The organism is Rhodanobacter sp. OR87 (assembly GCF_000473345.1).
In the GTDB taxonomy this organism is placed as follows: domain Bacteria; phylum Pseudomonadota; class Gammaproteobacteria; order Xanthomonadales; family Rhodanobacteraceae; genus Rhodanobacter; species Rhodanobacter denitrificans.
This window is the reverse complement of sequence record NZ_AXBJ01000027.1, coordinates 1-26,617: the sequence shown is the minus strand read 5'-3', so window position 1 is coordinate 26,617 and position 26,617 is coordinate 1. Positions and strand designations below refer to the sequence as shown.

At 61.7% G+C, this 26,617-nt stretch carries 20 protein-coding genes; 9 read left to right on the top strand and 11 right to left on the bottom strand.

Annotated features, from left to right (window positions below; translation table 11 throughout):
• Nucleotides 1-72: 72 nt before the first annotated feature.
• From gcvT to RHOOR87_RS0116290, 4 genes are all read right to left on the bottom strand, one after another.
• Nucleotides 73-1,173 carry a glycine cleavage system aminomethyltransferase GcvT gene (gene gcvT / locus RHOOR87_RS0116305; protein ID WP_027485622.1) on the bottom strand — a complete coding sequence of 367 codons (1,101 nt, stop codon included), beginning with the start codon at nt 1,171-1,173 and terminating at the stop codon, nt 73-75.
• Between the two features lie 88 nt (nt 1,174-1,261).
• Nucleotides 1,262-3,154, bottom strand: coding sequence for an adenylyl-sulfate kinase (gene cysC, locus RHOOR87_RS0116300; protein WP_027485621.1), 1,893 nt, complete (start codon nt 3,152-3,154; stop codon nt 1,262-1,264).
• Nucleotides 3,154-4,071: a sulfate adenylyltransferase subunit CysD gene (gene cysD / locus RHOOR87_RS0116295; protein ID WP_007510876.1), complete on the bottom strand. Its 918-nt coding sequence runs from the start codon at nt 4,069-4,071 to the stop codon at nt 3,154-3,156. The genes cysC and cysD overlap by 1 nt, the downstream gene beginning before the upstream one ends.
• A gap of 156 nt (nt 4,072-4,227) precedes the next feature.
• Nucleotides 4,228-5,625 carry an amidase gene (locus tag RHOOR87_RS0116290; protein WP_015446808.1) on the bottom strand — a complete coding sequence of 466 codons (1,398 nt, stop codon included), beginning with the start codon at nt 5,623-5,625 and terminating at the stop codon, nt 4,228-4,230.
• Nucleotides 5,626-5,794: 169 nt separating this feature from the next.
• Between RHOOR87_RS0116290 and RHOOR87_RS0116285 the strand changes: the two genes are divergently transcribed.
• Nucleotides 5,795-7,405, top strand: a complete 1,611-nt coding sequence (locus tag RHOOR87_RS0116285) for an electron transfer flavoprotein-ubiquinone oxidoreductase (RefSeq protein ID WP_027485620.1) — start codon at nt 5,795-5,797, stop codon at nt 7,403-7,405.
• Between the two features lie 18 nt (nt 7,406-7,423).
• Here the strand turns inward: RHOOR87_RS0116285 and RHOOR87_RS0116280 are convergent, their stop codons facing one another.
• On the bottom strand, nt 7,424-8,362 hold the full coding sequence (locus RHOOR87_RS0116280; RefSeq protein ID WP_027485619.1) for a glycosyltransferase family 2 protein: 939 nt from the start codon (nt 8,360-8,362) through the stop codon (nt 7,424-7,426).
• A complete protein-coding gene (locus tag RHOOR87_RS0116275) occupies nt 8,355-9,341 on the bottom strand; it encodes a glycosyltransferase family 2 protein (RefSeq protein WP_015446805.1) in 987 nt (328 codons plus the stop codon). The genes RHOOR87_RS0116280 and RHOOR87_RS0116275 overlap by 8 nt, the downstream gene beginning before the upstream one ends.
• A 325-nt stretch (nt 9,342-9,666) precedes the next feature.
• Between RHOOR87_RS0116275 and RHOOR87_RS0116270 the strand changes: the two genes are divergently transcribed.
• The 8 genes from RHOOR87_RS0116270 (at nt 9,667) to RHOOR87_RS0116235 (ending at nt 18,641) form a co-directional block, all read left to right on the top strand.
• A complete protein-coding gene (locus RHOOR87_RS0116270; RefSeq protein ID WP_015446804.1) occupies nt 9,667-10,413 on the top strand; it encodes an electron transfer flavoprotein subunit beta/FixA family protein in 747 nt (248 codons plus the stop codon).
• Nucleotides 10,414-10,517: 104 nt separating this feature from the next.
• Nucleotides 10,518-11,459, top strand: a complete 942-nt coding sequence (locus RHOOR87_RS0116265) for an FAD-binding protein (protein WP_027485618.1) — start codon at nt 10,518-10,520, stop codon at nt 11,457-11,459.
• A 117-nt stretch (nt 11,460-11,576) separates the two neighbouring features.
• Nucleotides 11,577-13,001, top strand: a complete 1,425-nt coding sequence (locus tag RHOOR87_RS0116260) for a UbiA family prenyltransferase (protein ID WP_027485617.1) — start codon at nt 11,577-11,579, stop codon at nt 12,999-13,001.
• 52 nt (nt 13,002-13,053) lie between these two features.
• Nucleotides 13,054-15,291 carry a hypothetical protein gene (locus tag RHOOR87_RS0116255; RefSeq protein ID WP_155950972.1) on the top strand — a complete coding sequence of 746 codons (2,238 nt, stop codon included), beginning with the start codon at nt 13,054-13,056 and terminating at the stop codon, nt 15,289-15,291.
• Nucleotides 15,291-15,650, top strand: coding sequence for an EamA family transporter (locus RHOOR87_RS0116250; protein WP_043795773.1), 360 nt, complete (start codon nt 15,291-15,293; stop codon nt 15,648-15,650). The genes RHOOR87_RS0116255 and RHOOR87_RS0116250 overlap by 1 nt, the downstream gene beginning before the upstream one ends.
• Nucleotides 15,650-16,789 (top strand): glycosyltransferase family 4 protein, encoded by a 1,140-nt coding sequence (locus RHOOR87_RS19360; RefSeq protein ID WP_051357969.1) that lies wholly within the window; start codon nt 15,650-15,652, stop codon nt 16,787-16,789. The genes RHOOR87_RS0116250 and RHOOR87_RS19360 overlap by 1 nt, the downstream gene beginning before the upstream one ends.
• A 275-nt stretch (nt 16,790-17,064) precedes the next feature.
• Entirely contained in the window at nt 17,065-17,790 is a 726-nt protein-coding gene (locus RHOOR87_RS20025) for a class I SAM-dependent methyltransferase (protein ID WP_081700024.1), read from the top strand.
• 269 nt (nt 17,791-18,059) lie between these two features.
• Nucleotides 18,060-18,641 (top strand): glycosyltransferase, encoded by a 582-nt coding sequence (locus RHOOR87_RS0116235; protein WP_155950971.1) that lies wholly within the window; start codon nt 18,060-18,062, stop codon nt 18,639-18,641.
• 65 nt (nt 18,642-18,706) lie between these two features.
• Here RHOOR87_RS0116235 and RHOOR87_RS0116230 read toward each other — a convergent pair whose 3' ends face one another.
• From RHOOR87_RS0116230 to RHOOR87_RS20665, 5 genes are all read right to left on the bottom strand, one after another.
• On the bottom strand, nt 18,707-20,047 hold the full coding sequence (locus tag RHOOR87_RS0116230) for a phosphomannomutase/phosphoglucomutase (RefSeq protein ID WP_027485612.1): 1,341 nt from the start codon (nt 20,045-20,047) through the stop codon (nt 18,707-18,709).
• A 110-nt stretch (nt 20,048-20,157) separates the two neighbouring features.
• Nucleotides 20,158-21,078, bottom strand: a complete 921-nt coding sequence (locus RHOOR87_RS0116225; RefSeq protein WP_081700023.1) for an NAD-dependent epimerase/dehydratase family protein — start codon at nt 21,076-21,078, stop codon at nt 20,158-20,160.
• Nucleotides 21,062-22,096: a GDP-mannose 4,6-dehydratase gene (gene gmd / locus RHOOR87_RS0116220; protein ID WP_027485610.1), complete on the bottom strand. Its 1,035-nt coding sequence runs from the start codon at nt 22,094-22,096 to the stop codon at nt 21,062-21,064. The genes RHOOR87_RS0116225 and gmd overlap by 17 nt, the downstream gene beginning before the upstream one ends.
• An 84-nt stretch (nt 22,097-22,180) precedes the next feature.
• On the bottom strand, nt 22,181-25,645 hold the full coding sequence (locus RHOOR87_RS19615; protein WP_196806992.1) for a glycosyltransferase family 1 protein: 3,465 nt from the start codon (nt 25,643-25,645) through the stop codon (nt 22,181-22,183).
• A gap of 4 nt (nt 25,646-25,649) precedes the next feature.
• Nucleotides 25,650-26,617, bottom strand: a 968-nt coding sequence (locus RHOOR87_RS20665) for a hypothetical protein (protein WP_196806991.1), incomplete at its 5' end; no start/stop codon positions are given.

Below are 26,617 nucleotides of genomic sequence, written 5' to 3'. Positions count from 1 at the left end.
GGTTGGGTCGGGTTACAGGCGGTGATTCTAGCCACATCCGCCGTTGGAAAAACGTGTCATGCCGGGCGTCGCTCAGATCCCCTCGCAGGGCCTGCCGTCGCGCACGAACGGATACTTCACCAGGCGCACCGGCACTTCGCGGCCGCGGATATCCACGCGGATCGCGCCCGGCTCGCCGACGGGTATGCGTGCGAACGCCACCGCCTTGTCGAGCGTCGGCGCGAAGCTGCCGGAGAGGATCTCGCCCTCGCCGTTCGCGGTGAGCACCTTCTGGCCGTGGCGCAGCACGCCCTTCTCGTCCAGCACCAGGCCGACCATCACGCGCGGCACGCCCGTCGCCTTCTGTGCCTCCAGCGCGGCACGGCCGATGAAGTCGCGGCCCTCGTCCAGCGCGACGGTCCAGCCCAGGTTCGCCTCCCACGGCGTGGCGCTCTCGTCCATGTCCTGGCCGTACAGGTTCATGCCCGCTTCCAGGCGCAACGTGTCGCGCGCGCCGAGGCCGGCCGGCGTCACGCCCGCGGCGACGAGCGCCGCCCACAGCGCGATGGCGTGCTCGGCCGGCACGATGATCTCGAAACCGTCCTCGCCGGTGTAGCCGGTGCGCGCCACGAACAACGGCATGCCGTGCGGCCCCTGCGCGGCGGCGGCACTGAACTTGCCGAGCTTCTCGATGCGCGGACGGTCCACCTCGTGCAGCAGGCCCAGCACCTTCGCACGGGCGTTGGGGCCCTGCACCGCGATCATGGCGAACTCGGGGCGCTCCTTCACCTCCACCTCGAACGCCTTTGCCTGGCGCTCGATCCAGGCCAGGTCCTTGGCGCGGGTGGCGGCGTTGACGACCAGCCGGAAGAACTCCTCGCCGAGGTAGTACACGATCAGGTCGTCGATCACCCCGCCGCGCTCGTCCAGCATGCACGAGTACAGCGCCTTGCCGTGCAGCTTGAGCTTGTCGACGCTGTTGGCCAGCAGGTGGCGCAGGAAATCCCTGGTGCGCGCGCCGTGCAGGTCGATCACGGTCATGTGCGAGACGTCGAACATGCCGGCGTCGCGGCGCACCGCGTGATGCTCCTCGATCTGCGAGCCGTAGTTGATCGGCATGTCCCAGCCGCCGAAGTCGACCATGCGCGCGCCGAGCGCACGGTGGGTGGCGTTGAGTACGGTCTTCTCGGTCATCGCGGCGGCGCCTTGCGGGGGAAAGTCCCGCATTATCGCCGCCGGCAGCGGGCAATCCAAGCCGGGCGCGGCCGTTGGCCGCGGTGGCTCAACCGCCCGCGGCGCCATCCAGCGCGGCCAGCACCCGCGCCACCACCTGCTCGGCCAGCTGCTCGGGGCGCTGCCCGCCGCTCAGCAGGTGGATGTCCGGCGCTTCGGGCCGCTCGTACGGCGCGTCGATGCCGGTGAAATTGCGGATCGTGCCGGCGCGCGCCTTGCGGTACAGGCCCTTCGGGTCGCGCCGCTCGCACTCCTCCAGTGGCGCGTCCACGAACACCTCCATGAACTCCGCCGCGGCGAACAGTTCGCGCGCCGAGCGCCGCTCGCTGCGGTACGGCGAGATCGCGCTGACCAGCACGATCAGCCCGGCGTCCACCATCAGGTGCGCCACCTCGGCGATGCGGCGGATGTTCTCCACGCGATCCTGCGGGGTGAAGCCCAGGTCCTTGTTGATGCCGTGGCGCACGTTGTCGCCGTCAAGCAGGTAGGTGTGGCAGCCCAGCGCGTGCAGGCGGCGCTCGACCAGGTTCGCGATGGTGGACTTGCCGGCGCCGGACAGGCCGGTGAACCACAGGCACAGCGGCTGTTGCCCCTTGCTGGAGGCGCGCACGCCCTTGTCGATGTCGACGTGCTGCCAGTGCACGTTGGCCGAGCGGCCCAGCGCGAAATCCAGCATGCCGCAGGCCACCGTGGCGTTGCTCTGGCGGTCGATCAGGATGAAGCCGCCGAGCGTGCGGTTGTCCGCATACGCCTCGAACGCGACCTCGTCGTCCAGGCCCAGCGTGCAGTAGCCCACCTCGTTCAGCAGCAGCTGCCGCGCGGCGAGCTTGGCTTGGCTGTTGACGTCCACCTTGTGCTTGATCGACATCACCCGCGCGTTCACCGTGCGCGTGCCGAGCTTCAGCCAGTAGGTGCGGTTCGGCAGCAGCGCGTTGTCGCCCAGCCACAGCAGGTGGCAGGCGAACTGGTCGGCGACCGGCGCCGGGTGCAGCGCGTCGGCGATCACGTCGCCGCGGCTTACGTCGATCTCGCGGTCCAGGCACAGCGTCACCGCCTGGCCGTCGCCGGCGCTGTCCAACTCGCCGTCGGCGGTGACGATGCGCGCGATGCGCGCACGCTGCACGCCGGGCTGCACGATCACCTCGTCGCCCTTCGCCACGCGGCCGCCGCAGATGGTGCCGGCGTAGCCGCGGAACGACTGGTCGGGCCGGTTCACCCATTGCACCGGCATGCGGAAATCGCCGGCGCTCAGTGGCGTGACGTCGGCCGATTCCAGCAGTTCGAGCAGGCTGGCGCCGGTGTACCAGGGCATCCGCGACGAACGCGAGCCCACGTTGTCGCCGTCCGGCGCGATCACCGGCAGGCACGCCACTTCGGCGATGCCCAGCGACTGCGCCAGCGCCCGGTAGGCGTCGGTGATGCCGCGGTAGACCGCCTCGTCGCAGCCGACCAGGTCCATCTTGTTCACCGCCAGCACCACCCGGCGGATGCCCAGCAGCGCACATATATAAGTGTGCCGGCGGGTCTGCGGCAGCAGGCCCTTGCGCGCGTCCACCAGCACCACCGCCAGCTCGGCGTTGGAGGCGCCGGTGGCCATGTTGCGGGTGTACTGCTCGTGGCCGGGGCAGTCGGCCACGATGAAGCTGCGCCGCGCGGTGTGGAAGTAGCGGTAGGCGACGTCGATGGTGATGCCCTGCTCGCGTTCGGCGTCCAGGCCGTCGGTGAGCAGGGCGAAGTCCAGCGCGTCACCGGCGTCGGCATGCAGCCGGCGGCTGTCGCGCGCCAGCGCGGCGAGCTGGTCCTCCGGCACCGTGCCGGCGTCGTACAGCAGGCGGCCGAGCAGGGTGCTCTTGCCGTCGTCCACGCTGCCGCAGGTGATGAAGCGCAGCAGGCCCTGGCCGGCGGCGGCAGCCGTGATGGCGGATGCGGTCGGTGCGGCCATCAGAAGTAGCCCTCCAGCTTCTTGCGCTCCATCGAGGCGGTGGGGTCGTGGTCGATCACCCGGCCCTGCCGCTCGGAACTGCGCGAGTCGGCCATCTCCGCGATGATCTTGTCCAGCGTGTCGGCGGACGATGCCACCGCGCCGGTGAGCGGGTAGCAGCCCAGCGTGCGGAAGCGCACTTCGCGCATTTCCACCGCCTCGCCCTCGCGCAGCGTGAAGCGCTCGTCGTCCACCATGATCAGCGCGCCGTCGCGCGCCACCACCGGGCGCGGCGCGGCGAAGTACAGCGGCACCACCGGGATGCCTTCGCGACGGATGTACAGCCACACGTCCATCTCGGTCCAGTTGGACAGCGGGAACACGCGCACGCTCTCACCCTGGCGGATCTGCGTGTTGTAGGTGTGCCAGAACTCCGGGCGCTGGCGCTTCGGGTCCCAGCGATGCTGCCCGTTGCGGAACGAGAACACGCGCTCCTTCGCGCGCGACTTCTCCTCGTCGCGCCGCGCGCCGCCGATCGCCGCATCGAAGCCGTACTGGTCCAGCGCCTGCTTCAGTGCCTGGGTCTTCATCACGTCGGTATGCACGGTGGCGCCGTGGGTCAGCGGCGAGATGCCCTGGCGCACGCCGTCCTGGTTGATGTGCACCAGCACCTGCACGTCGCCGCTCGCCGCCACCCGCTCGCGGAACGCGATCATCTCGCGGAACTTCCAGGTGGTATCCACGTGCAGCAGCGGCAGCGGCGGCTTCGCCGGGTAGAACGCCTTGCGCAGGAGGTGCAGCAGCACCGAGGAATCCTTGCCGATCGAATACAGCATCACCGGATGGCGGAAGCTGGCCGCCACCTCGCGGAAGATGTGGATGCTCTCCGCTTCCAGATCGTCCAGGTGCGAGCGCGCCGGTACGTTGTCGATGTTCATGCGTGGAACCCAGTCTGGCCTTGCGCGGCGCGCCACCGCGCGCCGGTCATCCGGCCATGTTACGCGAACGCCGGCGGGGTTCCGAAATAATCTCGATCGGCAGTCGCCTGCGCGTGCGGCATATGCGGGCGCCCTCGCGCCACGGTATGGATGCGCTCAGGCGATCGCCGGGTACGTCGGCTCGGCATCCAGCGTGGCCGCGCACACCGAGGCCAGCTCCAGCAGGCGCAGGTCCGAGCCGCGCGCGCCGACCAGTTGCAGGCCCACCGGCATGCCGTTCGGCAGCATGCCCATCGGCAGGCTCACCGCCGGGCAACCGGCCAGGCTGGCGAAGCTGGTCAGGTCGGCCTGCGAATCGGGCACCGGGCCGTCCAGCGGGAACGCGCCCTGCGGCGTGGTCGGCAGCACCAGCACGTCGACCTGGGCGAACAGCCGGCGCATCTTCAGGGTGGCCGCGTCGAGCACGCGATCGGCCACCGCGTAATCGGCCGCACTCTTGCCGGCGGCGTAGCCGAGCAGACGGCGGAAACGTTCCGACACCGGGCGCCTGCTATCGGCCAGGTCCGCGGCGAAGGTGCCGAGCATCTCCGCCTCCATCAGGAGCAGGCCGGCGCGGCGGGTGCGCGCGAAATCCCAGTCGGCGAAGTCGACCGTGCGGCGGTCGCCCAGCGCATGCGGCAATTTCGCCATGGCCGCCTCGAACACCTCGATCACTTCCGGCTGCACGCCGACCGCGGCCAGGTCCGGCAGCAGCCCCGCGCGCAGGTTGCCCGGCTCCCAGTCCGGCAGCGCGAACGCAACCCGGCGCCGGCGCGAACGCGCATCGTCGGCGTCGTAGCCGGCCAGTACCTGCAGCAGCACGGTGAGGTCGTCGGCGCTGCGCGCCAGCAAGCCGACCGCGTCGAGCCGGCGCGCCGCCGGCACCAGGCCGCGCGCGGAGATCTCGCCGTGGGTGGGCTTCAGCGCATACACGCCGCAATAGCTGGCCGGGATGCGGATCGAGCCAAGGCTGTCCGAACCGACCGCCGCCACCGCCAGACCCGCGGCCACCGCGGCCGCCGCACCGCCGGAGGAACCGCCGGCGGTATAGCCGTGCCGGTGCGGGTTGTGGGTGGCGCCGGAGTGCGGGTTGTCGGTGACCGCGCCCAGCGCGCCCTCGTCCATGTTGGTCTTGCCCAGCAGCACCGCGCCGGACGCGCGCAGCCGCGCCACCACGTGGGCATCCTCGCGTACCGGCTTGCCGCGGCCGGGCAGGCCGACCCGGGTGGGCCAGCCGGCGATGTCGAAGTTGTCCTTCAGCGCGATCGGAATACCGTCGAGCCGGCCGATCACGCCGTCGCGGCGGCGCCGTTCGGCCAGTGCCGCCTGATCCTGCACCAGGCCCGAACGCTGGTCCACGTATGCATGGAGTTGCGGATCGATCCGCTCGATGGCCTGCTGGTAGACGTCGGCCAGCGCCTGCGGCTGCACGCGGCCCGCCGCCAGCCAGTGCAGCAACTGGCACAGCGAGGCGCGACGCAGGTCGAGATCGGCGATCGGCGGCATCGAATTCATGAACGCTCCCTTGGCTTGGCCCGATTATCGCCGCCTCCGGTGAAACGATTGCAAGCGGTAGCGCAGCACGCGTTGCCGCACGGCGCGCGAAAACGGACAATGGCGACCTGACCCATACCCGCGCGCACGGCAAGCGCCTGCGCCGCCACCCAGCTCCAGGGAGTCCGCCATGAGCGAACGCGAAACCATGGAATACGACGTCGTCGTGGTCGGTGCCGGCCCGGCCGGCCTGTCGTTCGCGATCCGCCTGAAGCAGCTGAAGCCGGACACGAGCGTGTGCGTGATCGAGAAGTCCTCGACTATCGGCGCGCAGATCCTGTCCGGCGCGGTGATCGAGCCGCAGCCGCTGGACGCGCTGCTGCCGGGCTGGCGCGCCAACCCGCCGCCGGTCTGCGTGCCGGCCGGCGAGGACGAGTTCTGGCTGCTCAGCAAAACCGGCGGGCGCAAGATGATGGTGCCGCCGGGCATGAAGAACCACGGCAACTTCATCGTCTCGCTGGGCGCGATGTGCGCCTGGCTGGCGCCGCAGGCCGAGGCGCTGGGCGTGGACGTGTTCCCCGGCTTCGCCGCTGCCGACAACATCTATGATGAGAACGGCGCGGTCGCCGGCGTGCGCATCGGCGACATGGGCGTGGCGAAGGACGGCTCGCACAAGGCCGGCTACACCCAGGGCATCGACATCAAGGCGAAGGTCACCGTGCTGGCCGAAGGCGCGCGCGGCAGCCTCACCAAGCGGCTGATCAAGCGCTACGCGCTGGACAAGGACAGCGACCCGCAGGGCTACTCGATCGGCATCAAGGAGCTGTGGCAGCTGCCGCCCGGCCGCGTCACCCCGGGCAAGATCGTGCACAGCTTCGGCTGGCCCGCCGACACGCACACCTACGGCGGCAGCTTCATGTACCACCTGGACCAGGACCGCATCGCGCTCGGCTACGTCAGCGGGCTCGACTACAGCGACCCCAAGTACCAGCCGTGGGAAGCGTTCCAGCAGTGGAAGAACCACCCGATGAACCTGCCGCTGCTGGAAGGCGGCAGCATCCTCTCCGCCGGCGCGCGCGCGATCGTCACCGGCGGCTGGCAGTCGCTGCCGAAATGCGAGATGCCTGGCGCGCTGCTGATCGGCGACACCGCCGGCCTGCTCAACGTGCCGAAGGTGAAAGGCACCCACCAGGCGATCAGGAGCGGCATGCTCGCCGCCGAACACTTGGCCGCCAACGGCCTCGACGCCACCGGCTTCGATGCGAAGCTACGCGGCTCGGCAGCGATGGCCGAGCTGCGGAAGGTGCGCAACATCAAGCCCGCGTTCAAGAAGGGCCTGTGGTTCGGCATGCTCAACGCCGCCTGGGAAACCGCCACCGGCGGGCTGTCGCCGTGGACGCTGAAGAACAAGCCCGACTGGTCCAGCCTGCACAAGCTCGGCGAGTACGAAGAGCCCAAGCGCGACTACGTGCAGCGCACGCTGCCGCCGCGCGACCGCCTGGCCGGCGTCTACTTCGCCGCCACCGAGCACGACGAGGACCAGCCGGTGCACCTGCACGTGGCCGACACCGACATCTGCGCCACCAGGTGCGTCGAGGAATACGACAACCCCTGCACCCGCTTCTGCCCGGCCAACGTCTACGAGATGGTGGCCGACGAAAGCGCGCTGCACGGCAAGCGCCTGCAGATCAATTCCGCCAACTGCGTGCACTGCAAGACCTGCGACATCAAGGACCCGTACGAGATCATCACCTGGGTCACGCCGGAGGGTGGTTCGGGTCCGAACTACCAGAACCTGTAAGCAGTCGCGGTCTCGCGCTCAGCCGTATCCGGAAAGCTCGTCCGGGCACGCCCCACGCCGGCCCCGCAGGCCGTCGTGCAGGCCGCGCAGCATGCAACGCAGGTTGCGCCAGCGCGGGCCGACCAGCACGCCGAACAGGAACAACTTGGCCAACACCCTGGGCAGATCCTGCGCAACCCATGTCCGCGGCGTGTGCGGCAACCGGTAAAGCAACAGGCGATTGCGCATCATGTAGTACAACCGCAGCGAACCATGCACCACGATCCGCCCGCGGCCGAACGGCAGCGCACGGCGGCCGTCGCCGAGACGGTGATACATGGTCGCCGCACATACGCCATGCAGCGCATAGCCCTGCGCCCGCGCGCGAAAACCCCATTCCAGATCCACGTTGTCGATGAACAAGCCTGCGTCCATCGGGCCCACCCGATCCAACACGGCCAACGGAATCAACATCCCCGAGCTGATCAGGAAATCGCATGCGACGGATGGCGTATCGGCAGCACACCACTGCTTGCGGTTCAGCGGGAAACCGATGCGCACGAAGGGTGCGTCGCGGTGCTCGCGCGGGTCATGGAAGCGTGGCCCCACCGCGGCCACCTTGCCGGCTGCGGACAGCACCTGCAGCGCCCGCCACAGGGCAGCCACCATGTCGGCGCCCGGCTCGCTGTCCTGATCCAGCAGCAGCACATGGCGAAAGCCGCGTGCGCGCGCCCAGTCGATGCCGACATTCTGCGCCGCGGCCAGTCCGATGTTGCGTGACTGACCCAGCAACGCCCCGCCATGGGTCGCCAGCAGTTCACCGATCGCCGCCTGCCAGTCGCCGCCGCTGGCGTTGTCGACCAGCGCCACGGCGCCGACCTGCGGCATCACCCTGCCAAGCAGATCGGCGATCGCCGCCGGATCGGGCTGATAGCTCACGATCACCGCGCAGATGCCGCTGACGGAAATCTCAGTCATGCCGCAGCAGATCCCGCAACATCGAGCGGCCGCCGGTGCCGTAGCGGCGATAGCAGCCGCTGCGCGCCTCCCGCATGATCGCCGGCAGGCGCCGCAGCCGTGGCAAGCGGCCGATCGCCACGCGCCGATCGAAATGGCTGGACTTGTGGTGCACCTGCGCGACACGTTCGGCGCTGCCACGGAATTCGCCCCGCGCCAGGAACGCCTCCAGTCGCCGCAGGCGCAGCGCCTCGTCGGACAGCAGGCGACCACGCGGAAGCAGCAGATCCCGCCACTTCATCGCCAGCGTGCGCCTGCGCATGCCGATCTGGTTGGCGCCATGCTGGCGGTAGTCGATCAGCGGCTCGTCGATGAAGTCGACCCGACCGGTCGCCGCTGCCACCGCGGTCAACCATTCGTCGTGGATCCAGCCCGTTTCCACCGGCAGCGCCAACTCGACCAGGCTACGCCGCAACGCCGCGGTGGCGCCGGTCGCGAAACTGCGCCGCAGAACCACCTCGAACGCGTGGCCGTCGTGAATGGCCTGCTTCTCCTGCGGCGTCATCTGCAGCGCCTCGAACAGCGAACACTGCAGCGAGCCGCCCTGCGCATCCACCAGCCGCGCGTCACTGTGCAGCAGCGACAGCGAGGGATCCTGCTCGAACCGGTCGGCCATCCGTGCCAGCTTGTCGGCGCGCCATACATCGTCCTGGTCGCAGAGGAACAACACCTCGCCCTCGGCAGCCCGCAAGCCCGCGGAGAAGTTGCCGACATAACCGAGAGTGTCCCGATTACGCCGCAGCTCTACTGCGATGCCGGCCTTGCGCGCACGCTGCGCGAACACATGCAGCATATCCATGCTGGCATCGGTCGAACCGTCGTCGCCGATCACGATCTCGTCGGGCAGACGCGTCTGCGCCAGCAGGCTGTCCAGCTGCGGCTGCAGGTAAGCAGCTCCGTTGTAAGTGCAAAGCACGATGGAAAAGCGAGGCCGCGTCATGTTCACTCGTTGTCGCGGGCGACCCTGCTCAAGTCGGGTGACCACGGGGACGCCATCGATACCGCCACATGCCGGCCGACCCGGCATCGCGGCATCATACCGGAACGCACAGCCGCGCCCGCGGCTTCACCGCAGCCAGCGCGGCCAGCCCGCTCGGCCTCGCCGCAGCGGCGCCGGCGACATCCACCGTACGCGCGACGCAGCGGCTGACCGCTGCACTGCGTCGCAACGCCGCAGAACCGTCCAATTCGTACGATTGTTCGATGCCGGTTAGAATGGCGATTTCGAGCCCCTGCCGGGGCGGCCAACAAGACAGGAATCACCGATGAAAATTCTGGTCGGCTACAAGCGCGTCGTGGACTACAACGTGCGCATCCAGGTCAAGCCCGACGGCAGCGGCGTGGTCACCGACGGCGTAAAGCTGTCCGCCAACCCGTTCGATGACATCGCGCTGGAAGAGGCGCTGCGCCTGCGCGAGAAAGGCGTGGCCGAGGAAGTGATCGTGGTCGGCATCGGCCCGGCCGATCTCACCGCGCACCTGCGCAATGGCCTGGCGATGGGTGCGAACCGCGCCATCCACGTGGTCGCCACCGACGCCGTGCAGCCGCTGACCGCCGCCCGCGTGTTCCTCAAGCTGATCGAGAAGGAGCAGCCGGGGCTGGTGATCCTGGGCAAGCAAGCGATCGACGACGACGCCAACCAGACCGGCCAGATGCTCGCCGCGCTGTGGGATCGCCCGCAGGCCACGTTCGCCAGCAAGGTCGAGATTGCCGATGGCAAGACCACGGTAACCCGCGAGGTCGACGCCGGCCTGGAAGTGATCGAAGCGGAACTGCCGGCGGTGATCACCACCGACCTGCGCCTGAACGAGCCGCGCTTCATCAAGCTGCCCGACATCATGAAGGCGAAATCCAAGCCGATCGACACGATCGAGTTCGCCTCGCTAGGCGTCGACGCGCACGACCACCTGAAGACCACGCACTACGCCGCGCCGGCCAAGCGCAGCAAGGGTGTCATGGTGAAGGACGCGGCCGAGCTGGTCGCCGCGCTGAAGCAGAAAGGCCTGCTGTAATCCCATTCCCGTGTAGGAGCCCACCCTGTGGGCGACGCTTTTCAACACGCACCCAAGAGCATCGCCCACAGGATGGGCTCCTACAAAAAGCTTCGGAGACACACATGAGCAAGATCCTGGTCATCGCCGAACACCTCGGCGGCAAACTCAACTCCTCCACCGCGCGCGCCGTGAGCGCCGCCACTGCGGTGAAAGGCGAAGCCATCGACGTACTGGTGCTGGCCGACAGCGTCGACGCGATTGCCTCCGAAGCGGCGAAGATCGATGGCGTGAGCCGCGTGCTCATCGTCGCCCGCCCCGAGAACGCCCACCCCCTGGCCGCCATCCTGGCACCGCAGATCGCCAAGGCCGCTGCCGGCTACAGCCATGTATTCGTGCCTTCCACCACGTTCGGCAAGGACGTCGCCCCCCGCGTCGCCGCCCTGCTCGGCGTTGCCCAGGTCAGCGACGTGATGAGCGTCGAGGCCGCACACACGTTCAAGCGCCCGATCTACGCCGGCAACGCGATCATCACCGTCGAGGCCGACACCGCCCATACCGTGGTCGCCACGATCCGCTCGGCCTCGTGGCCGGCCGCCGCCACTGGCGCCAGCAGCGCACCGGTCGAGGCGCTGGCCGCCGACGCCGCGCTGCCCACGCATACCCGCTTCGTCGAGCTGAAGCAGGGCAGCAGCGATCGCCCAGACCTGCAGAGCGCCAGCAAGGTCGTTTCCGGCGGCCGAGGCGTCGGCTCGAAGGAGAATTTCGACACCATCTTCAAATTCGCCGACAGGATCGGCGCCGCCGTCGGCGCCTCGCGCGCCGCGGTCGACGCCGGCTATGTGCCTAGCGACCTGCAGGTCGGCCAGACCGGCAAGATCATCGCCCCCGAGCTGTACATGGCCATCGGCATTTCCGGCGCCATCCAGCACCTCACTGGCATCAAGGACGCTGGTACCATCGTGGCGATCAACAAGGATGGCGAGGCGCCGATCTTCGAGATTGCGGACTTCGGGCTGGTGGGGGATCTGTTCAAGATCATTCCGGAATTAGAGAGCTTGCTCTGACGAAGAGCCTAGAGAATTAATTGTCGCGCAGACAAGTGCGGCCCTACTGACGATAAAGCACGACTGCGCGAGACACGCTGCTTCAGCAACCGTGTGAGATGGGAGATATTCGAATACATGGGAAACACAATGCGCCCTCTATGTGTCGACCTTGACGGAACCCTCATATACTCGGATCTCCTGATTGAGTCAGCACTTTTGCTACTGAAGAAAAATCCTTTCTTTATATTCGCAATGCTGTTCTGGCTAACCAAAGGACGCGCCAATCTCAAGCGTCAGATCGCCGTCAGAGTTACGCTTAATGCGACATTGTTGCCTTACAATCTCGAACTGCTCGCCTGGTTAAAAACCGAAGCATGCTTACGACCATTGGTGTTGGTAACCGCATCAGACATTTTATTCGCGAATGCAGTCGCCGGCGAAGTCGGTTTATTCGGTGACATCATAGCCAGTGATGGCGAGACAAACCTATCCGGGACGAAAAAGGCGCGGTTATTGTGTGACCTTTATGGTGATCGCCAATTCGATTACGCAGGTAATGAGCACATCGATCTCAAGGTTTGGGCCCACAGCCACACCGCTATTGTTGCGAGCGACCGGAGCACACTTCGACAGCGAGCCTCAATGCTTGCTGATGAAACCGTGTTCTTCGCGGGGCGGAAGCAATCGACACATCAATGGATCAGGGCACTACGTCTGCATCAATGGATCAAGAACCTCCTTGTATTCATTCCACTGCTGGCAGCACATCGCGTGTTCGAAAGTGCCGCGATCCAAGGGGCAGTCGTCGCTTTCATATCGTTCGGCCTGTGCGCTTCAGGCGTGTATTTGCTGAACGATCTGCTCGATCTTACCGCTGATCGAGCGCACCACACGAAGAGAAATCGCCCGTTCGCAGCGGGGCGCTTGGATCTGAAAACAGGTATCCTCGCGATCCCCGTATTGACAGCGTCTTCGATCGCACTCGCGGCCATTTTTCTGCCCAGCCGCTTCCTGTGGGTTCTGCTGATATACCTCCTCACAACGATCACCTACTCCTTCAAGCTCAAACGAGTCCAGTTACTCGACGTTGTGACGCTTGCCGGCCTTTATACGATCCGTATCATTGCCGGCACAGTCGCCATTGTAAGCCTGCTTTCGTTCTGGCTACTGGCATTTTCAGTCTTCATTTTCCTGAGCCTGGCCGTCCTGAAGCGTTGCATCGAGCTCGACGCTGCCAGAGAACGTGGGCTCATCGATATTCCAGGTCGAGCCTATCGCCCGGATGATCTATCGGTGTTGCAGCCAATGGGCGTGGCTAGTGGCTATCTAAGTGTGCTTGTGCTCGCGCTTTACATCAACAGCTCGGCGAGCGAAACGCTCTACCACCATCCGCAATTCCTCTGGCTTGTCTGCCCTTGCTTGCTGTATTGGGTTAGTCGTGCCTGGTTCGTCGCTCATCGCGGCAAGATGGTCGACGACCCGATCGTCTTTGCCGTTCGTGATCGAACGAGCCAGATTACGCTTGCGATTGCGGGGATACTGATATTTCTGTCTCTTTGACTTCCAGCACTACGTCGAGCGTCATCACCATTCCTGGTACTGAATAATGTCCATGGCGTACCTCCTGCTCGACGCTGCGATTTGCATCTTCGGCCTGTTTTTTATTGGCTACCCACTAACCCGACTCAGTCACGCCATCAAGGGGGCGGAGCGGCTAGCGTGGGCACTGATACTCGGTATTTGCGCAACGATCGTCTTTGTGCGCACGATCAACAGCTTGGCAGCTATCGACAAGGCCGTGCCATTCATTGCTGTCGCCATCGCTGGCTGGCTTGCGTACCACTGGCGCAAGAAGACCCTACGCGATCTATGTATTGGCGATCTTCGGGCACTCAACCTGATCATGAGCCTCTGCTGGTTCACTGCGCTAATGCTGCTCGTCATCGCCTTGAATTTTCCAGTGTTAAAGCACCATGCGCTGGTCTTCGAGGCCTCGCCCAATCACGACGCGATTTACTACATAACGAACGCTCGCTGGATGCTGGGCCATAGCTTCGACGAGACGGTAACCTACAGCGCCAACGAGCCCTTATTCTGGATATCGAGGTTATTTTTTGGCGAAGCACCGCCACTCGGTCGCGTCGGAGCGGAGGGCCTTCTTGCGTTTGTGAGTGCGCTCACCGGTCAAGATCCCCTGGTACATTTCCAAGCCATGCAGGCGGTTGCCACGATTGCCGGCGCCGCAGTGAGTGCCCTGCTGCTACCGCGCCCGATCGCCGCGTTGATCATACGTCCCACGTTATCCGGGCTGCTGATCGTCATGTCGGTCGTGTTTGCTCCAGCCTTCATGCAGATCGCGATTAACTCGAGCTTTGCCAACGCGTATGGGATAGTCATCATGACGGCGTTCGTCCTGATCTCGCTGCGCACCTCCACGCGTGGCCTAGACATCCTGCAGCCGCTACTTTTCGCAGGCGTGCTCGCAACCTACCCCGAACTGTCGCCCATCGGCCTCGTGGTCATCGGCGGCGCGCTCTTGTTTGAGCTGATCTTGCGGAGTCAGTCGTACAGAGAAGTGTTTGCTCGCGGCATGCGAGCACTGGCAGCTGTCGTAATCGCAGTGATCGCGTTGCCATGGATATCAACCATCGCCTTGATGGCGCTGAAATATGTCTACTTCGCTGCCAGCACGCAGGGGAATTCCTGGCCGGATCCCTACGTCGGGCTCGACCCCCTGCAGCTGCCGCTGGCCGTGTTTACGACAAGTCGATCACTCGCCAGCATCGTGCCAGGAGCATTCAACATCCTCATCGCGGCGATCCTCTGCTTGGCCTTCGCCCGATCCGTTCGGCGCTCGCGGGACACTGCCCTGTCCTTAGGAATCACACTTGCTCTGATCGTTTTCCTCGGCTACATTTTTTATAAGGATTTTAACTACGGAAAACTGAAGATTATCGAATATTTTTCGCTTTTCCTGGCGCCATCCCTGATCGTGACATGCGGCTTTACCGTCACCGATGCCGGCCGTAACAAACTGGATAAACTGGTGCCTTATGTCGCCCTGCTCGGCCTCGTTTGTGTGAATGTCGGTGCGTCCTATCTGCTACTGAAACAAGGCATGCAAACAGCAGACAAGAAATATATCGCCAAAGATTTTGTCGACACTGTGAAAGCTGCAGACAACCTGCCTGGTTACCATTATCTTGCAGCTCGGTTTACAACAGAGCCATTCTTTTATTCCATGTGGGTGTCTTATTTCTCCCACGAACCCGTCGTCTTTTCCAAATATTTTGGAACGGGTGGTTACATGCAGCCATTCACCGACGCGCATCCGGCAGCACCTTATGACACTGCCCCTACAGCAATTGTCGATGAAGGAGCCTTCTCATCCTCGATGTTCGGGGCAAAGGTGCTGGGCCGTTACGGTCGGTTCCTGCTACTCGATCAGAGGAACAGCAGCCAACTGTCGTCAACGAATCTTTACGCGAATGAGGGCGACTGGTCCTGGATGGGTAAACAGCTCGTCCTTGACATCAGTGGGGACAATGCCCGATTCGTGAATCTGACGCTATCCAATCGATTCGCTCCCGAAGGCGCCACCGAGAAAATCTTGATTACAATCGACAGCAGGCATTGCGAATTTCTAGGCTCCACGACATCGAACAAGCTGTCATTCGCCATACCCGAAGGGCCACACCATCAAGTGACGATCGTACCAATGGGCCGCGCCGTCAGCCCGAGCATCCTAGGCCAGTCAAACGATGATCGCATTCTGACCTACCAGGTATCAAAACTCGCATTGTCGACCGATGCCACGTTCCAACCTGTAACATGCGGGAGCGCACCTTAATGCCTTTGCTTATTCTACTGTCGATGGTTTTTTTCGGTGCTTTGCTAAGCGCCATAGGCGGCATCTTCCTCAAGCTGGGTGCCATGCGCTTGGCGCCAATTCATGGTGTGTTCGATCTATTCGCGATTCTGCTTAACTGGCGCATCATGGCCGGACTGACCCTGTATTTCATCCCTGCAATGATTTGGATTTTGCTGCTGCGGAAAGTTGAACTTAGCCTGCTCCAGCCGCTTATGTCGATCGTATATATCATCACACCGCTGCTGGCGGTTTATTTCTTGGACGAACACGTATCCGCTTCGCGCTGGGCCGGAATCGCGGTAATCGTGATCGGCGTAGTCATGATTTCGAGGTCGTGATGGCACCCCGTAAACGCATACTTCTCGTGCTGAGCTACTACCACCCTTACATAAGCGGCATATCAGAATACGCGAAAATGCTCGCCGAGGGCTTGGCGCAACATCATGACATCACCGTGTTAACGGGGCGGCACCTGGACACACTACCCACTAGGGAAGAAATCGGCGGCGTTACGATCGTTCGCGCCAAACCGCTTCTGTTCATGCACAAGGGCTATATAAGCCTTGATCTAGCCCTGCAGTTCCGGCGTCTTGCACGCGCTGCGGATGTCATCAACTTTCATCTGCCCATGCTCGATGCAGCCTGGCTCACGCACCTGGCACCGCGCTGTGCACGCTTCATTACGACTTACCAGTGCGACGTTCAGCCAGTTGGTGGCTGGATCGACCGACTTGCAGTTGGCGCAGTCAATCTGGGATCCCGAACGTGCATCCGTCGCTCGGAAAAGGTCGTCGCGCTGTCTCATGATTATGCCGCCGGATCGAACATTCTGAGTGGCGAAACCGTCCCTATTGTCGAAGGCTACGCTCCTATCAAGGACATGGGGTTCCCGGCCTCAGCAAGGATTGGCGACGACGAGGCGTTCCCGGTTATCGGTTTCCTTGGTCGATTCGTGGCCGAGAAAGGCATTGACGTTCTCATTCGTGCCTTTGAACGTGTGCGCTTGCGCTACCCCTCTGCCCGATTGCTGCTAGGTGGCGACTACAAGACAGTTGCTGGCGGTTCGATCTATCCTCAGCTCAAGGCAAGCATCGACGCTCTCGGCGACCGTGTCGAGCTGCTTGGTCGCATCGAAGAAGCCGATCTGCCGAACTTCTACGCACGTCTGGATGTATTCGTACTACCAAGCATCAATGCCTATGAGGCGTTCGGGATGGTGCAGGTCGAGGCTATGCTGGCGGGGGTTCCCGCTGTTGCCAGCGATATGCGCGGGGTCAGGGTGCCGGTCCAGCTGACCGGCGTCGGTAGCCTGGCTCCGCCCGGCTCCGACGACGGCCTGGCCACAGCAATCGTCGATGCCATCGCCCCTGAGCAGCGTTGCGACCGGAAAACAGTGCGCCAGACCGCTCTGAAAATATTTTCTAATCAGGCATTTATAGAACGCTACCTTGCTCTGATTGACTCTGACGCAACCTAATGCGTTGGAAACAATTCTCTCGCTTGGCGACAACTGAACTCCTGTTTGATGGGCACATGGCCCCCTGCTCTCGCTGGTAGCGATATACAATCGGAAGCCGAGAAGTAAATATATTCCTTTGTGGATTACGCACTAGCTGGGGAACGTTAACACGATACCTCCCGAACTGATTGAAGTGCAGCCAGGTAGTTATTAGGCGAAGACGGTATCGTAGGATGTTATTGATGTTTACGGCCGCACTTACTCCGGTAGATTTTGCCAAAGGATGACACCCGATGATTGAATCCACGCTTGGTTATGACAACTCGTATTATCAGGGTAACCAGCAAGATCGTGATCGACCCGCCTTGGCGCTCTACCAGCGCCTTGTTCGACGATATATACCCCCAGGCCCCGTCGTCGATTTTGGCTGCGGCATGGGGCATCTGCTTAAACGTCTCGGCAGAGACCGCGTCGCTGCCGGAGTCGAAGCAAGCGAATGGGCCTCTGTAGCATCGCGGCAAAACTGTCCCGCGTCCACGGTCTACCGTTCGCTCGACGAAATCCCGACCGCCGCCTATGCCGGAATAGTTTCAATCCATGTAGTCGAGCACATCGAAGACGAAGGCTTGGCCGCCGTATTGGCGCAATTCAAGCGCATTCTGCAGCCCGGCGGCCGTCTTCTGATCGTTACGCCGGACGCTACCGGCTGGGCCTCGCGGACCAAGGGTACGGCTTGGCTCGCGCTGACCGATCCGACCCACATCAATCTGAAAGGCCACGACGCATGGCGTCAGCTGTTTCTGGACCACGGATTCACGGTCCTGAAAGAAGCGGCAGATGGGCTTTACGACTTCCCTTATCCACCCAGGAAATCCAGGCTGATCGACATAGCCTTGCGCGGTTGGCCAACGATTGTCCAGTTCATTGCCGGCCGTCTGCTGTTAAAAGCAGGCACTGGCGAATCGGTAATTTTCCTGCTCGGCCACCTCGTATCAAATACGTCGCATGAAACCGTATAAAGGCCTGGTCAATAGCACTGGACTACGATCTGTAGCATGAGTGCATTGCACTCGCCCGGGCTTGTCCAAGGGTGTCATTCATCGTCCGCACAACCTCACCATGGTACCTTCGGAACCGATTGAAGTACGGACCGGCAGGTAGTTACCTCGCTAGGCTCACGTCATCCACCGGTGATGTCCACGGACGAACCCGTGGAAACAGCAGCATCCGCTCTGAATGTAGCTCTCCCGTGATCTTTTTGAACGCCCCACTACTTGAGGAAACCGACATGCTTTCGATGCGCAACGCCCTTGGCACCCTTGCACTTGCCTCAACGCTTGCGCTTGGTGCCTGCAGTTCAAGTCAGGAAGGCTCCGATCAGCAGTCGAAGGCTTCGACTGCCAGTCCCATGCCGTCGGCCCCGGCAGCGACGCTCACCGCTGATCAGGTGAACGTAAAACTCACTCTGCAAGGTGAGCCGGTTCTCACGGCGGACGGGCAGAACATCGCCGTAACCGTGGACTTGGTAAATAGCGGCAAGACCTTGCTGACTTCGTCCGGCAGCAATCCGGTCAACCTCGGAGCACACAGCGTGGATGCCAACGGGAAGATCATCAACAACGACTTGGTCCATGCCGCCCTTCCGGACATTGCCCCCGGCACCTCGGCTGCCGTGACCATTCTCCTGCCGGTGTCTGGAATAGTGAACGAGAGTGCACAAATCCTTCCTGTTCAGGAAGGTGTGGCCTGGTTTGACACCTGGGGCACCAAGCCGTTGACGGTCGGCCCGTTCAATAGCTGCAAAAATACCGCTGAAGGTGCGGTCTGCAACGCTGATGGCAAGCCACTTGCCACGACCCCAGCCCACTGAAGTTGCCCACTGAAATCGTTTGCTGCATGAGGAGGGCCTGCACTCCCCCCTCCTCGTGCACACCTTTATGCTGTAATCAACAAGCGTAGCTCTGCAGTCTTTTCGACAAGCAGCTTCGTATCACCGCGAGTCTCGACATTGAGTCTGAGCAATGGTTCTGTATTGGAGGAGCGCACGTTGAAGCGCCAGTTCGCGAACTCCAGACTGAGCCCATCAGTACGATCCTCCGCCTGGGCTTCTGCGACGTAACGATCATGCAGCCGCTGCACCACCAGTTCGGCATCACGCACCTCGAAGTTGATCTCACCGCTACATGGATACTTGGCGATGCGCTGCTCCACCATCTTGGCCAATGTCATCCCCGTCTTGCTGATGCGCTCGGCGATAAGCAACCACGGAATCATGCCTGAGTCGCAATAGGCAAAGTCTCGGAAGTAGTGATGCGCACTCATTTCGCCGCCGTAGATCGCATCCTCAATGCGCATCCGCTCCTTGATGAACGCGTGCCCCGTCTTACTCAGGACGGGTATGCCACCAGCGGTCTGGACCATATCAATGGTGTTCCAAGTCAATCGCGGATCGTGAATGATCTTTCCGCCAGGACATTTTTCCAATAGTTGCGCGGCAAGCAAACCAACCAGGTAATAGCCTTCGATAAAATGACCGGCGGCATCGAAAAAGAAGCATCGATCGAAATCGCCGTCCCATGCGATGCCAAAGTCCGCACCGTGGATACGCACCGCCTCCGCCGTCGCAGCTCGATTTCCCGGCAGGAGCGGGTTGGGTATTCCATGAGGAAAAGTTCCATCAGGCTCATGATGAATACGCACAAACTGGAACGGCAAATGCGCGGCAAGCTCGTCGACGACAATACCCGCACCGCCGTTGCCGGCGTTGACGACGATTTTCAACGGGCGCAACGCTGTACGATCAACATAACCAAGCAGATGCTCGATATAGGCGGACTTGTCGGCATCCGCGCGAATCGTGCCTGCAGTGGGATGGTGAGCGAATGAAACCGACTCGACCAATCGCTGGATGTCCTTGAGCCCGGTGTCCCCACTGATCGGTCGGGCATCTTCGCGGATCAGCTTCATGCCGTTGTAATCCATCGGATTGTGGCTGGCCGTAACCATGATGCCCCCGCCCGCACCACGATGGGCGGTCTGAAAATAGACCTCCTCAGTACCGCACAATCCGATATCGATGACATCCGCACCGGCATCATTCAGGCCACGCATGAGCGCCGTCGCCAAAGCAGGGCTGTTCAGTCGCACGTCCCAACCGACTACCACATCCGTCGGCTGAAGAATCTGCGCGAATGAACGGCCGATACGATAGGCGACATCCTCGTTCAGCTCATCCGGAACACGACCACGGATATCGTAAGCCTTGAAACATTTCATGGTAGATAAAAATCCTGGCACTCGAAACGAAGCCGGTGCATGCCTTGATCACCCAGCCGTTCTTTCGTAAACGAAGTACTGTCATCCATGGCACACCTTGTCCGTTGCCATCAGATGGTGGGCTGACCCGAATACTGCCATGCAAGTGTCTGTAACAATGTGTTCTGCGCATGCCACCCGGTCAAAGCCGCCAGCTGAGCATGCGATCCAACCAGACGCGCAACTTCATTACTGCGCACAAAGGCCGGGTTGACGCGAACCTCGATCCGATAACCGGCAATCTCAGCCATCATATCGAGCACCTCCCCTAGCGAGTAGCCGACGCCAGAGCAGATATTCAGGGTCCGGCCCACTGGCGATGTCTTCACGATCGCCGCATAGGCCCTGGCCACATCACGCACGTCGCCGAAATCGCGGGCCACTAGTGTATTGCCAAGCCCGATCAGGCGATCACCCCGTTTGAAATGATCGACGATCTTGGGTATCAGGAATTGCGTGGATTGCCCGATGCCGGTGTAATTGAAAGGCCGCGTGATCACGATCGGCAAGCGATCCATCCACAGTCGCGCCATGTGTTCCATGGCCAACTTGCTCACCGCATAGTCATTTGCGGGAGCTGACAGCGTATCCTCGGTGATCGGCTCGACATGCGCGTTGCCATAGATGTTGGCACTGCTTGCCAACACCACGATTTCAGGCCGGCGAGGGGCCTGCGCGAGCGCTTCCAGCAGGTTGCGCGTTCCCACCACATTGACGCGATAGATCTCGTCCACGTCATCATGGGCAACGAATGAGATCGCTGCCAGATGCAGCACCACGTCTGGCTGGACAGTGGCGACCGCTGCGTGCATCGCTTCGCGATCGAGCAGGTTGGCGGTGATAGAGGCCGCACCCACGGACCCTTGGCGATCGCTCAGACCGACGACCTCGTATCCGGCAGCCTCAAGTTCACGGGCCACATACTGGCCCGTGAACCCATTGCGACCGGTCAGCAGCGCGCGTGGCCGGCGCACCTCAGAACGACGCCCCACGCTCGTTGCGCTTGATATCAGCGGCCACCATCATGCGGCAAAGCTCTTCCAAGGTGGTCTTCGCCTCCCAACCCAGTTTGGCGCGAGCCTTGCCGGGATCGCCGATCAGCAATTCAACTTCCGCTGGACGATAGAAGCGCGGATTGATACGCACCCGCACTTTTCCACTTGCTGCGTCCAAACCATGCTCGGCTTCGCCCTCTCCCTGCCACGCTATGTCGACACCAGCGGCCTTGAATGCCATGCTAACAAAGTCACGTACGGTTTCCGTGCGGTTTGTGGCCAGCACATAGGTGTCCGGCTCATCGACCTGCAACATGCGCCACATGCCTTCCACGTATTCTTTGGCATAGCCCCAGTCGCGCTTTGCATCCAGGTTGCCTAGTTCCAGCACGTCAAGCTTGCCAAGAGTGATCTTGGCCACTGCATCGGTGATTTTGCGTGTCACGAATTCACGACCACGCAATGGCGACTCGTGATTGAACAAGATGCCGCTGCTACCGAAGATATTGTAGGACTCGCGATAGTTGACCGTCATCCAGTGTGCGTAGAGCTTGGCCACGCCATAAGGGCTGCGAGGATAGAACGGGGTGGTCTCGCTCTGCGGTACTGCTTGCACTTTGCCGAACATCTCCGAAGTCGAAGCTTGGTAGAAACGAATTTTGCGATTGACCGTGCGAATAGCCTCCAACATGTGCACCGCGCCGATGCCGGTGATATGGCCGGTAGTGATCGGCTGGTCAAATGACACGCCAACGAAGCTCTGTGCCGCGAGGTTGTACACCTCGGTCACTTCGGTGTTTTCCAGCAGGCGAATGCTCGAGCCAAGATCGGTGAGGTCATACTCGACCAGCGTCAAGTTCGGGTGCTGGTCGATGCCAAGCTCTTCAATACGCCAGAAATTGACCGAGCTGGTTCGGCGATAGGTGCCACAGACACGATATCCCTTCTCAAGCAGCAACTGTGTCAGGTAGGCGCCATCCTGGCCGGTAACGCCGGTAATCAAGGCCGTCTTCATGAACGCTCCTTTTGCAATAAAAAAATTCCACAGTCTTGCATCAGACTGAATTTCAAAATTCTGTCGCTACTACTTAGGAGGACACTAGGTTGCAGCCGGGTTGCATTGCAACTCAGGCTCGGAGGCGGAGTCGACTGCAGCAAGCGGGTGAATCTCGATCCCGCCCAACCACATGTGGGTCTCCGCATCCACGCCGACGCGTATCTCCAGATCGGACACATCCGAATCCAGTGTCAGCTCGATCTGAACCAGCAATGTTTCAGCTCCCAAATCCATCGGTACGAAATCGCGGTAGGCATGTACCTTCGCCCCACGCGAACTGCATACGTCCATCCACGCAACTCCGACACCTCCACCGTAAATGCTGACCATAAAGCGTCCGGCATGCAACGACACATAGGGGCCGTATATTAACAGCCCCGCGCCGCCGCCTGTAGTCATGCGTCCGCGAGAAAGGTATCCAATCTGCGTGTGGAAACGATAGTCGAAGGCGCCATAACGACGCACCGGACCTGGCATCCAACGGTGAACCCAATCTTCACGACACACCACATCGACCAACTGCGCCGTCGCCTCTTTCCAAGTTTTCCATTGCATGCCGGCCGATAGCGGTGCTTGCCCCTGCATGTCGAGCTTCAACCACGCACGCAATGCATCGCCAAGGTCGTCGGTACCGTAGCCGGAGAAATAGTGCGCATGCTCGCCAGCGATCTCCCGGAAAACCGGCAGCTCACGGGCAATCAGTGGCAAACCGTGGTGCGCGGCCTCGATCAGTGGCAAGCCGAAACCCTCACCTTCCGAGGCCATGAGTAGCGCCGAGGCGCGATGATAGGCTGCGAGCAGCAGATCATCACCCGCCTTCTCGAACCAGAATAATCGCTTGCCGCGCTGCGGATGTTCACGCAGACCTTGCAGTAGATCGTCGACCAGCCAACCTGGCTTGCCAATGATCAGAAGATTCACCTCGCTCCCTTGCTCCCATAGCCGGTCTAAAGCAGCCAACGCCTGTGCATGACCCTTGCGCGGCTCGATCGTCCCCACCATCAGGAATGTAGGGCGATCACCGAGCTCGACCAGGCTGACACCAATCGGATCGTCGGAGCTTTGTGTCGTTGTAGCCACCGCCAAATCGGCACCGAGGTGAAACCAACCGACGCCCAATGGTCGATGGCGTTCGGGTCGTGCCTGATGCAGCCACGATGCGAACTCATCCGCTACAGCCCTGGAAATGCACATGACGCTGTCGGCCACCTCAGCGACCGATTCGTACCAACGTCGAAAAAGTGGTAGGCCGGGAGGATCAAAACAATCAGGGCGTAGAAGAGGCAAAAGATCGTAAACAACGAAATGCTGCCTTACCCCACTATTCCTCATTTTCCGGAATACATGGAGATGTGTCGGAATCAGATGGGCGATGAGATCCAACCCCAGATAGACATCACCTTTGGCAAACTCCACTGGTTCGTTAGGAGGCAACGCTTCACCTGTGAAATAGCGTCGCTGGCAATAGCTGCGCGCATAACGGAATACTCCGTCCTCACCAAGATAGACGGGCTCGACCCGATAGCCAAGTGGCGGTGTCGCGAGCAGTTCATCAAGCACATGACGAACCACACGTTGAATACCCGTGCCGGCATCATGGACAGCCAGGTTGGAGATGTCGACCAGCCATTGCGAAGAGCTGTTGTGTGCCATCGCCATATTGGCAGAGAGGGCTTCTGCAACACTGGCCCAGTCCCGCTCAGAAGCGTCAGCCGCACCTTCCACAGCGGTCAGCTCGGCGACAACGCCACGTATGTTGTCACGCCACGCCAACGCTTCATGTGCTGCGCCATCGAACGACGTATCGCCCGAAATCACCTGGCTTCGACCAGAAGCAGCCACGCTCTGTGAAGTCACCAACGACCCAAGCACTTCTGCGGAGAAACCACTATCGATGGCGGTCCGCAGCGCACGGTATCCGCCGGCACTATAGAGCATGGACACCACGAGTCCGCGGCCTTCAGCACTCTGGGCCAATGCCTGCAATGCCCGGCCAAAGGTGCGCTCGCGCAGCACGATGTCTACCGCCCCCGTCGCCACAAGTCTGAGGGTCTTCGCGCAATAGGAATGGTCGGCTAGCTCGATGACCACTCGACCAAAGCTATCGCGATCCCGGGTGAAACGCGCCAATGGGTACTTTGTCGAAACTCCTGTGCAGTCCTTGTCCGCGTAGGTCATGATGGGGCCGAGCTTCAGCTTGGTAGCGGACGGATGTGGAGCTGGCAGGAACGCGGTATTGAATTGGGTCGATGGTGGTTCCGGTACAACGACTGAAACACCACGGTCGCTTCGCCTGTCCGCAGCTTCGAAAGCTGCGATCGTACGCTGAGCAGACTCCTTCCAAGAAAATTTCTGGCACTGTTTACGGCCGTGTTCGCGAAGGCTCTGACGAAAAGTGTCATTGGTCAGGACTTCGACGATTTTCCCTGCGATAGCACTGTCACTGCGCGGGTCAAACAGTGCATCCACGCGGCCAATGACTTCTGGAAGGCTGGAGGTATTGGAACCGATAACGATGGCGCCGCTCGACATGGCCTCCAGCGCAGGCAGGCCAAAACCCTCCTGCAAAGACGGAAAAACGTAAAGCGCGCAGAGGTTGTAAAGCTTCACCAAATCGCTGTCCGGCACGTAACCGGTGAACACCACCTCATCACCCAACATGCCGAGTTCCACCGCTAGGCTAGTCAGTACCTCCTTCTCCGGTAACGGCGCCCCACCGACGATCACCAATTGGTGTGCGTGTCGCAGCATGTCCGGGAGCATTGCAAAGGCACGTATCAGCGCTGCGATGTTCTTCCTCGTATCGAATCCGCCTGCATACATGACGAATGGCTTCTGGAGGCCATATCGATGCATCAGTTCAGCGCGAAACGCCTCGGCGTTGCCCATTCGCATGAAGATGTCGTCGACGGCGCCAGAGATATCGGTCAGACGCTCCGAGGGGATCTCCAGCAGTTCAGTTGCCTCATTGCAGGAAAATCGTGAAATGCCAAGCAGCACGTCAGCGCGTCGCAGATGCGCTACTTTTTCCATGTACCAGCGTCTGACGCGCGGATCCCCCAGATAAGCTTCCTCATGCGCCAGCGGTATCAGGTCAAAGAGGGTGACCGCCTCAAGGTATGTCTGCCCTCCGGACAGTGTTGTAACTACATCATCCCCCCAACCGTCGAACAGACTAGCTACGTGCACAACATCAGGTTTCAACTGCTGCAAAGTCTGCATGCGCAGCGCTTCGGATACGCGCATACGGAATACATTGGATGGATCGAAATACGCGGAAGGTGCTAGCGCCTCCCAGGTGATCAGTCGATCTTGCGGAAGGAGCCCATCGAACTGTCCGCGCAGAAATTCGATTGATTCACCCATTGCCGCATTGAGCAGCACGGTGATGTCATGTCCACGCGGGTGCGCGGCTATGGCCTTGGCCAGCGCCAGCGAATAGCGGCCAATGCCACGTCGGCGACTCTCCGGCGATTGGCACGCCTGAAGATCCAATACGATATGCACTTCCCTACTTCCTCCCGGACTGCGATGGGCTGTTGCTGTGCAGTCGTTTCCTTCTGGCGTCCTGGATTTCCTCAAGCACCCGTGTCGCCTGCCTCGTCAGAGGCACGTCCAATTGCGTCGTCTCAGGCTTCTCATGCAAATGTACGACCGGCGCTGCGCCAAACAGGAAAAGTCGCGCATGTGCAGTCAATCTTGAGTCCGAGCCGGTGATCCGTAGTGCGAGCGAACGCAGCCATGACCATCGTGCCATTACACGAAGTAACGGTCGAACAAAACGTGCAGGCCAACGCAGCACCTGATAGACGATGAGAAAAACCACCGCGAGCAGCGCACGAGCAGCGTGCCTTATCAAGCGCAACGGGAGCGTAATGCGCCAAGAAGTACTACGATGAATCGTCTGAATCAGCCCATGCAGGCGTCCCACCTCCCTATCACGGGATGCCACTTCGCGATGCAGGCGACCCGCCTCATTCTGCAGTTGCAAAATTTCGGCAGCCCGACTGTCCAGGTCCGCACGCAGTAGCGTGAGGTCGTGCTCGCGTTTTGCCAGATCGTCACCCAGCAACATTGTGCGTTCGGTTGCAGCTGCCAGATTCGCCAGCGATGTTGCCAATGTGTCTTCCAGTGTCGCAACAGCTTGGTGCCGCTCGGCCAAAAACTGCTCCTTGCGCTTATTTTCCTCGTGCAGACGCTCGGCATCGTTACGCCACTGCTCGCATTCGGCCTGCATACGCTTCACGCTTTCTGCCGCCTCGTCCAGCAGTCGTCGATGCTCGATCAGGGCTGCCTCCCGGCGCTCATTCTCGTTGCGCAGGTACTCGGCATTGATTCGCCACTGCTCACTCTCAGTTTGCGCGCGTGCCACGCTCTGTGCCTCACGTTCCGAGGCCTCGTTTAGTCGTCGTCGATGCTCGATCAGGGCCGCCTCCCGGCGCTCATTTTCCTCATGCAGACGCTCGGCATCGTTACGCC

Coding starts and splice junctions, on each gene's coding strand:
- gcvT (WP_027485622.1), bottom strand. CDS start 1,173: ATGACCGAGAAGACCGTACTCAACGCCACCCACCGTGCGCTCGGCGCG.
- cysC (WP_027485621.1), bottom strand. CDS start 3,154: ATGGCCGCACCGACCGCATCCGCCATCACGGCTGCCGCCGCCGGCCAG.
- cysD (WP_007510876.1), bottom strand. CDS start 4,071: ATGAACATCGACAACGTACCGGCGCGCTCGCACCTGGACGATCTGGAA.
- RHOOR87_RS0116290 (WP_015446808.1), bottom strand. CDS start 5,625: ATGAATTCGATGCCGCCGATCGCCGATCTCGACCTGCGTCGCGCCTCG.
- RHOOR87_RS0116285 (WP_027485620.1), top strand. CDS start 5,795: ATGAGCGAACGCGAAACCATGGAATACGACGTCGTCGTGGTCGGTGCC.
- RHOOR87_RS0116280 (WP_027485619.1), bottom strand. CDS start 8,362: ATGACTGAGATTTCCGTCAGCGGCATCTGCGCGGTGATCGTGAGCTAT.
- RHOOR87_RS0116275 (WP_015446805.1), bottom strand. CDS start 9,341: ATGACGCGGCCTCGCTTTTCCATCGTGCTTTGCACTTACAACGGAGCT.
- RHOOR87_RS0116270 (WP_015446804.1), top strand. CDS start 9,667: ATGAAAATTCTGGTCGGCTACAAGCGCGTCGTGGACTACAACGTGCGC.
- RHOOR87_RS0116265 (WP_027485618.1), top strand. CDS start 10,518: ATGAGCAAGATCCTGGTCATCGCCGAACACCTCGGCGGCAAACTCAAC.
- RHOOR87_RS0116260 (WP_027485617.1), top strand. CDS start 11,577: ATGGGAAACACAATGCGCCCTCTATGTGTCGACCTTGACGGAACCCTC.
- RHOOR87_RS0116255 (WP_155950972.1), top strand. CDS start 13,054: ATGGCGTACCTCCTGCTCGACGCTGCGATTTGCATCTTCGGCCTGTTT.
- RHOOR87_RS0116250 (WP_043795773.1), top strand. CDS start 15,291: ATGCCTTTGCTTATTCTACTGTCGATGGTTTTTTTCGGTGCTTTGCTA.
- RHOOR87_RS19360 (WP_051357969.1), top strand. CDS start 15,650: ATGGCACCCCGTAAACGCATACTTCTCGTGCTGAGCTACTACCACCCT.
- RHOOR87_RS20025 (WP_081700024.1), top strand. CDS start 17,065: ATGATTGAATCCACGCTTGGTTATGACAACTCGTATTATCAGGGTAAC.
- RHOOR87_RS0116235 (WP_155950971.1), top strand. CDS start 18,060: ATGCTTTCGATGCGCAACGCCCTTGGCACCCTTGCACTTGCCTCAACG.
- RHOOR87_RS0116230 (WP_027485612.1), bottom strand. CDS start 20,047: ATGAAATGTTTCAAGGCTTACGATATCCGTGGTCGTGTTCCGGATGAG.
- gmd (WP_027485610.1), bottom strand. CDS start 22,096: ATGAAGACGGCCTTGATTACCGGCGTTACCGGCCAGGATGGCGCCTAC.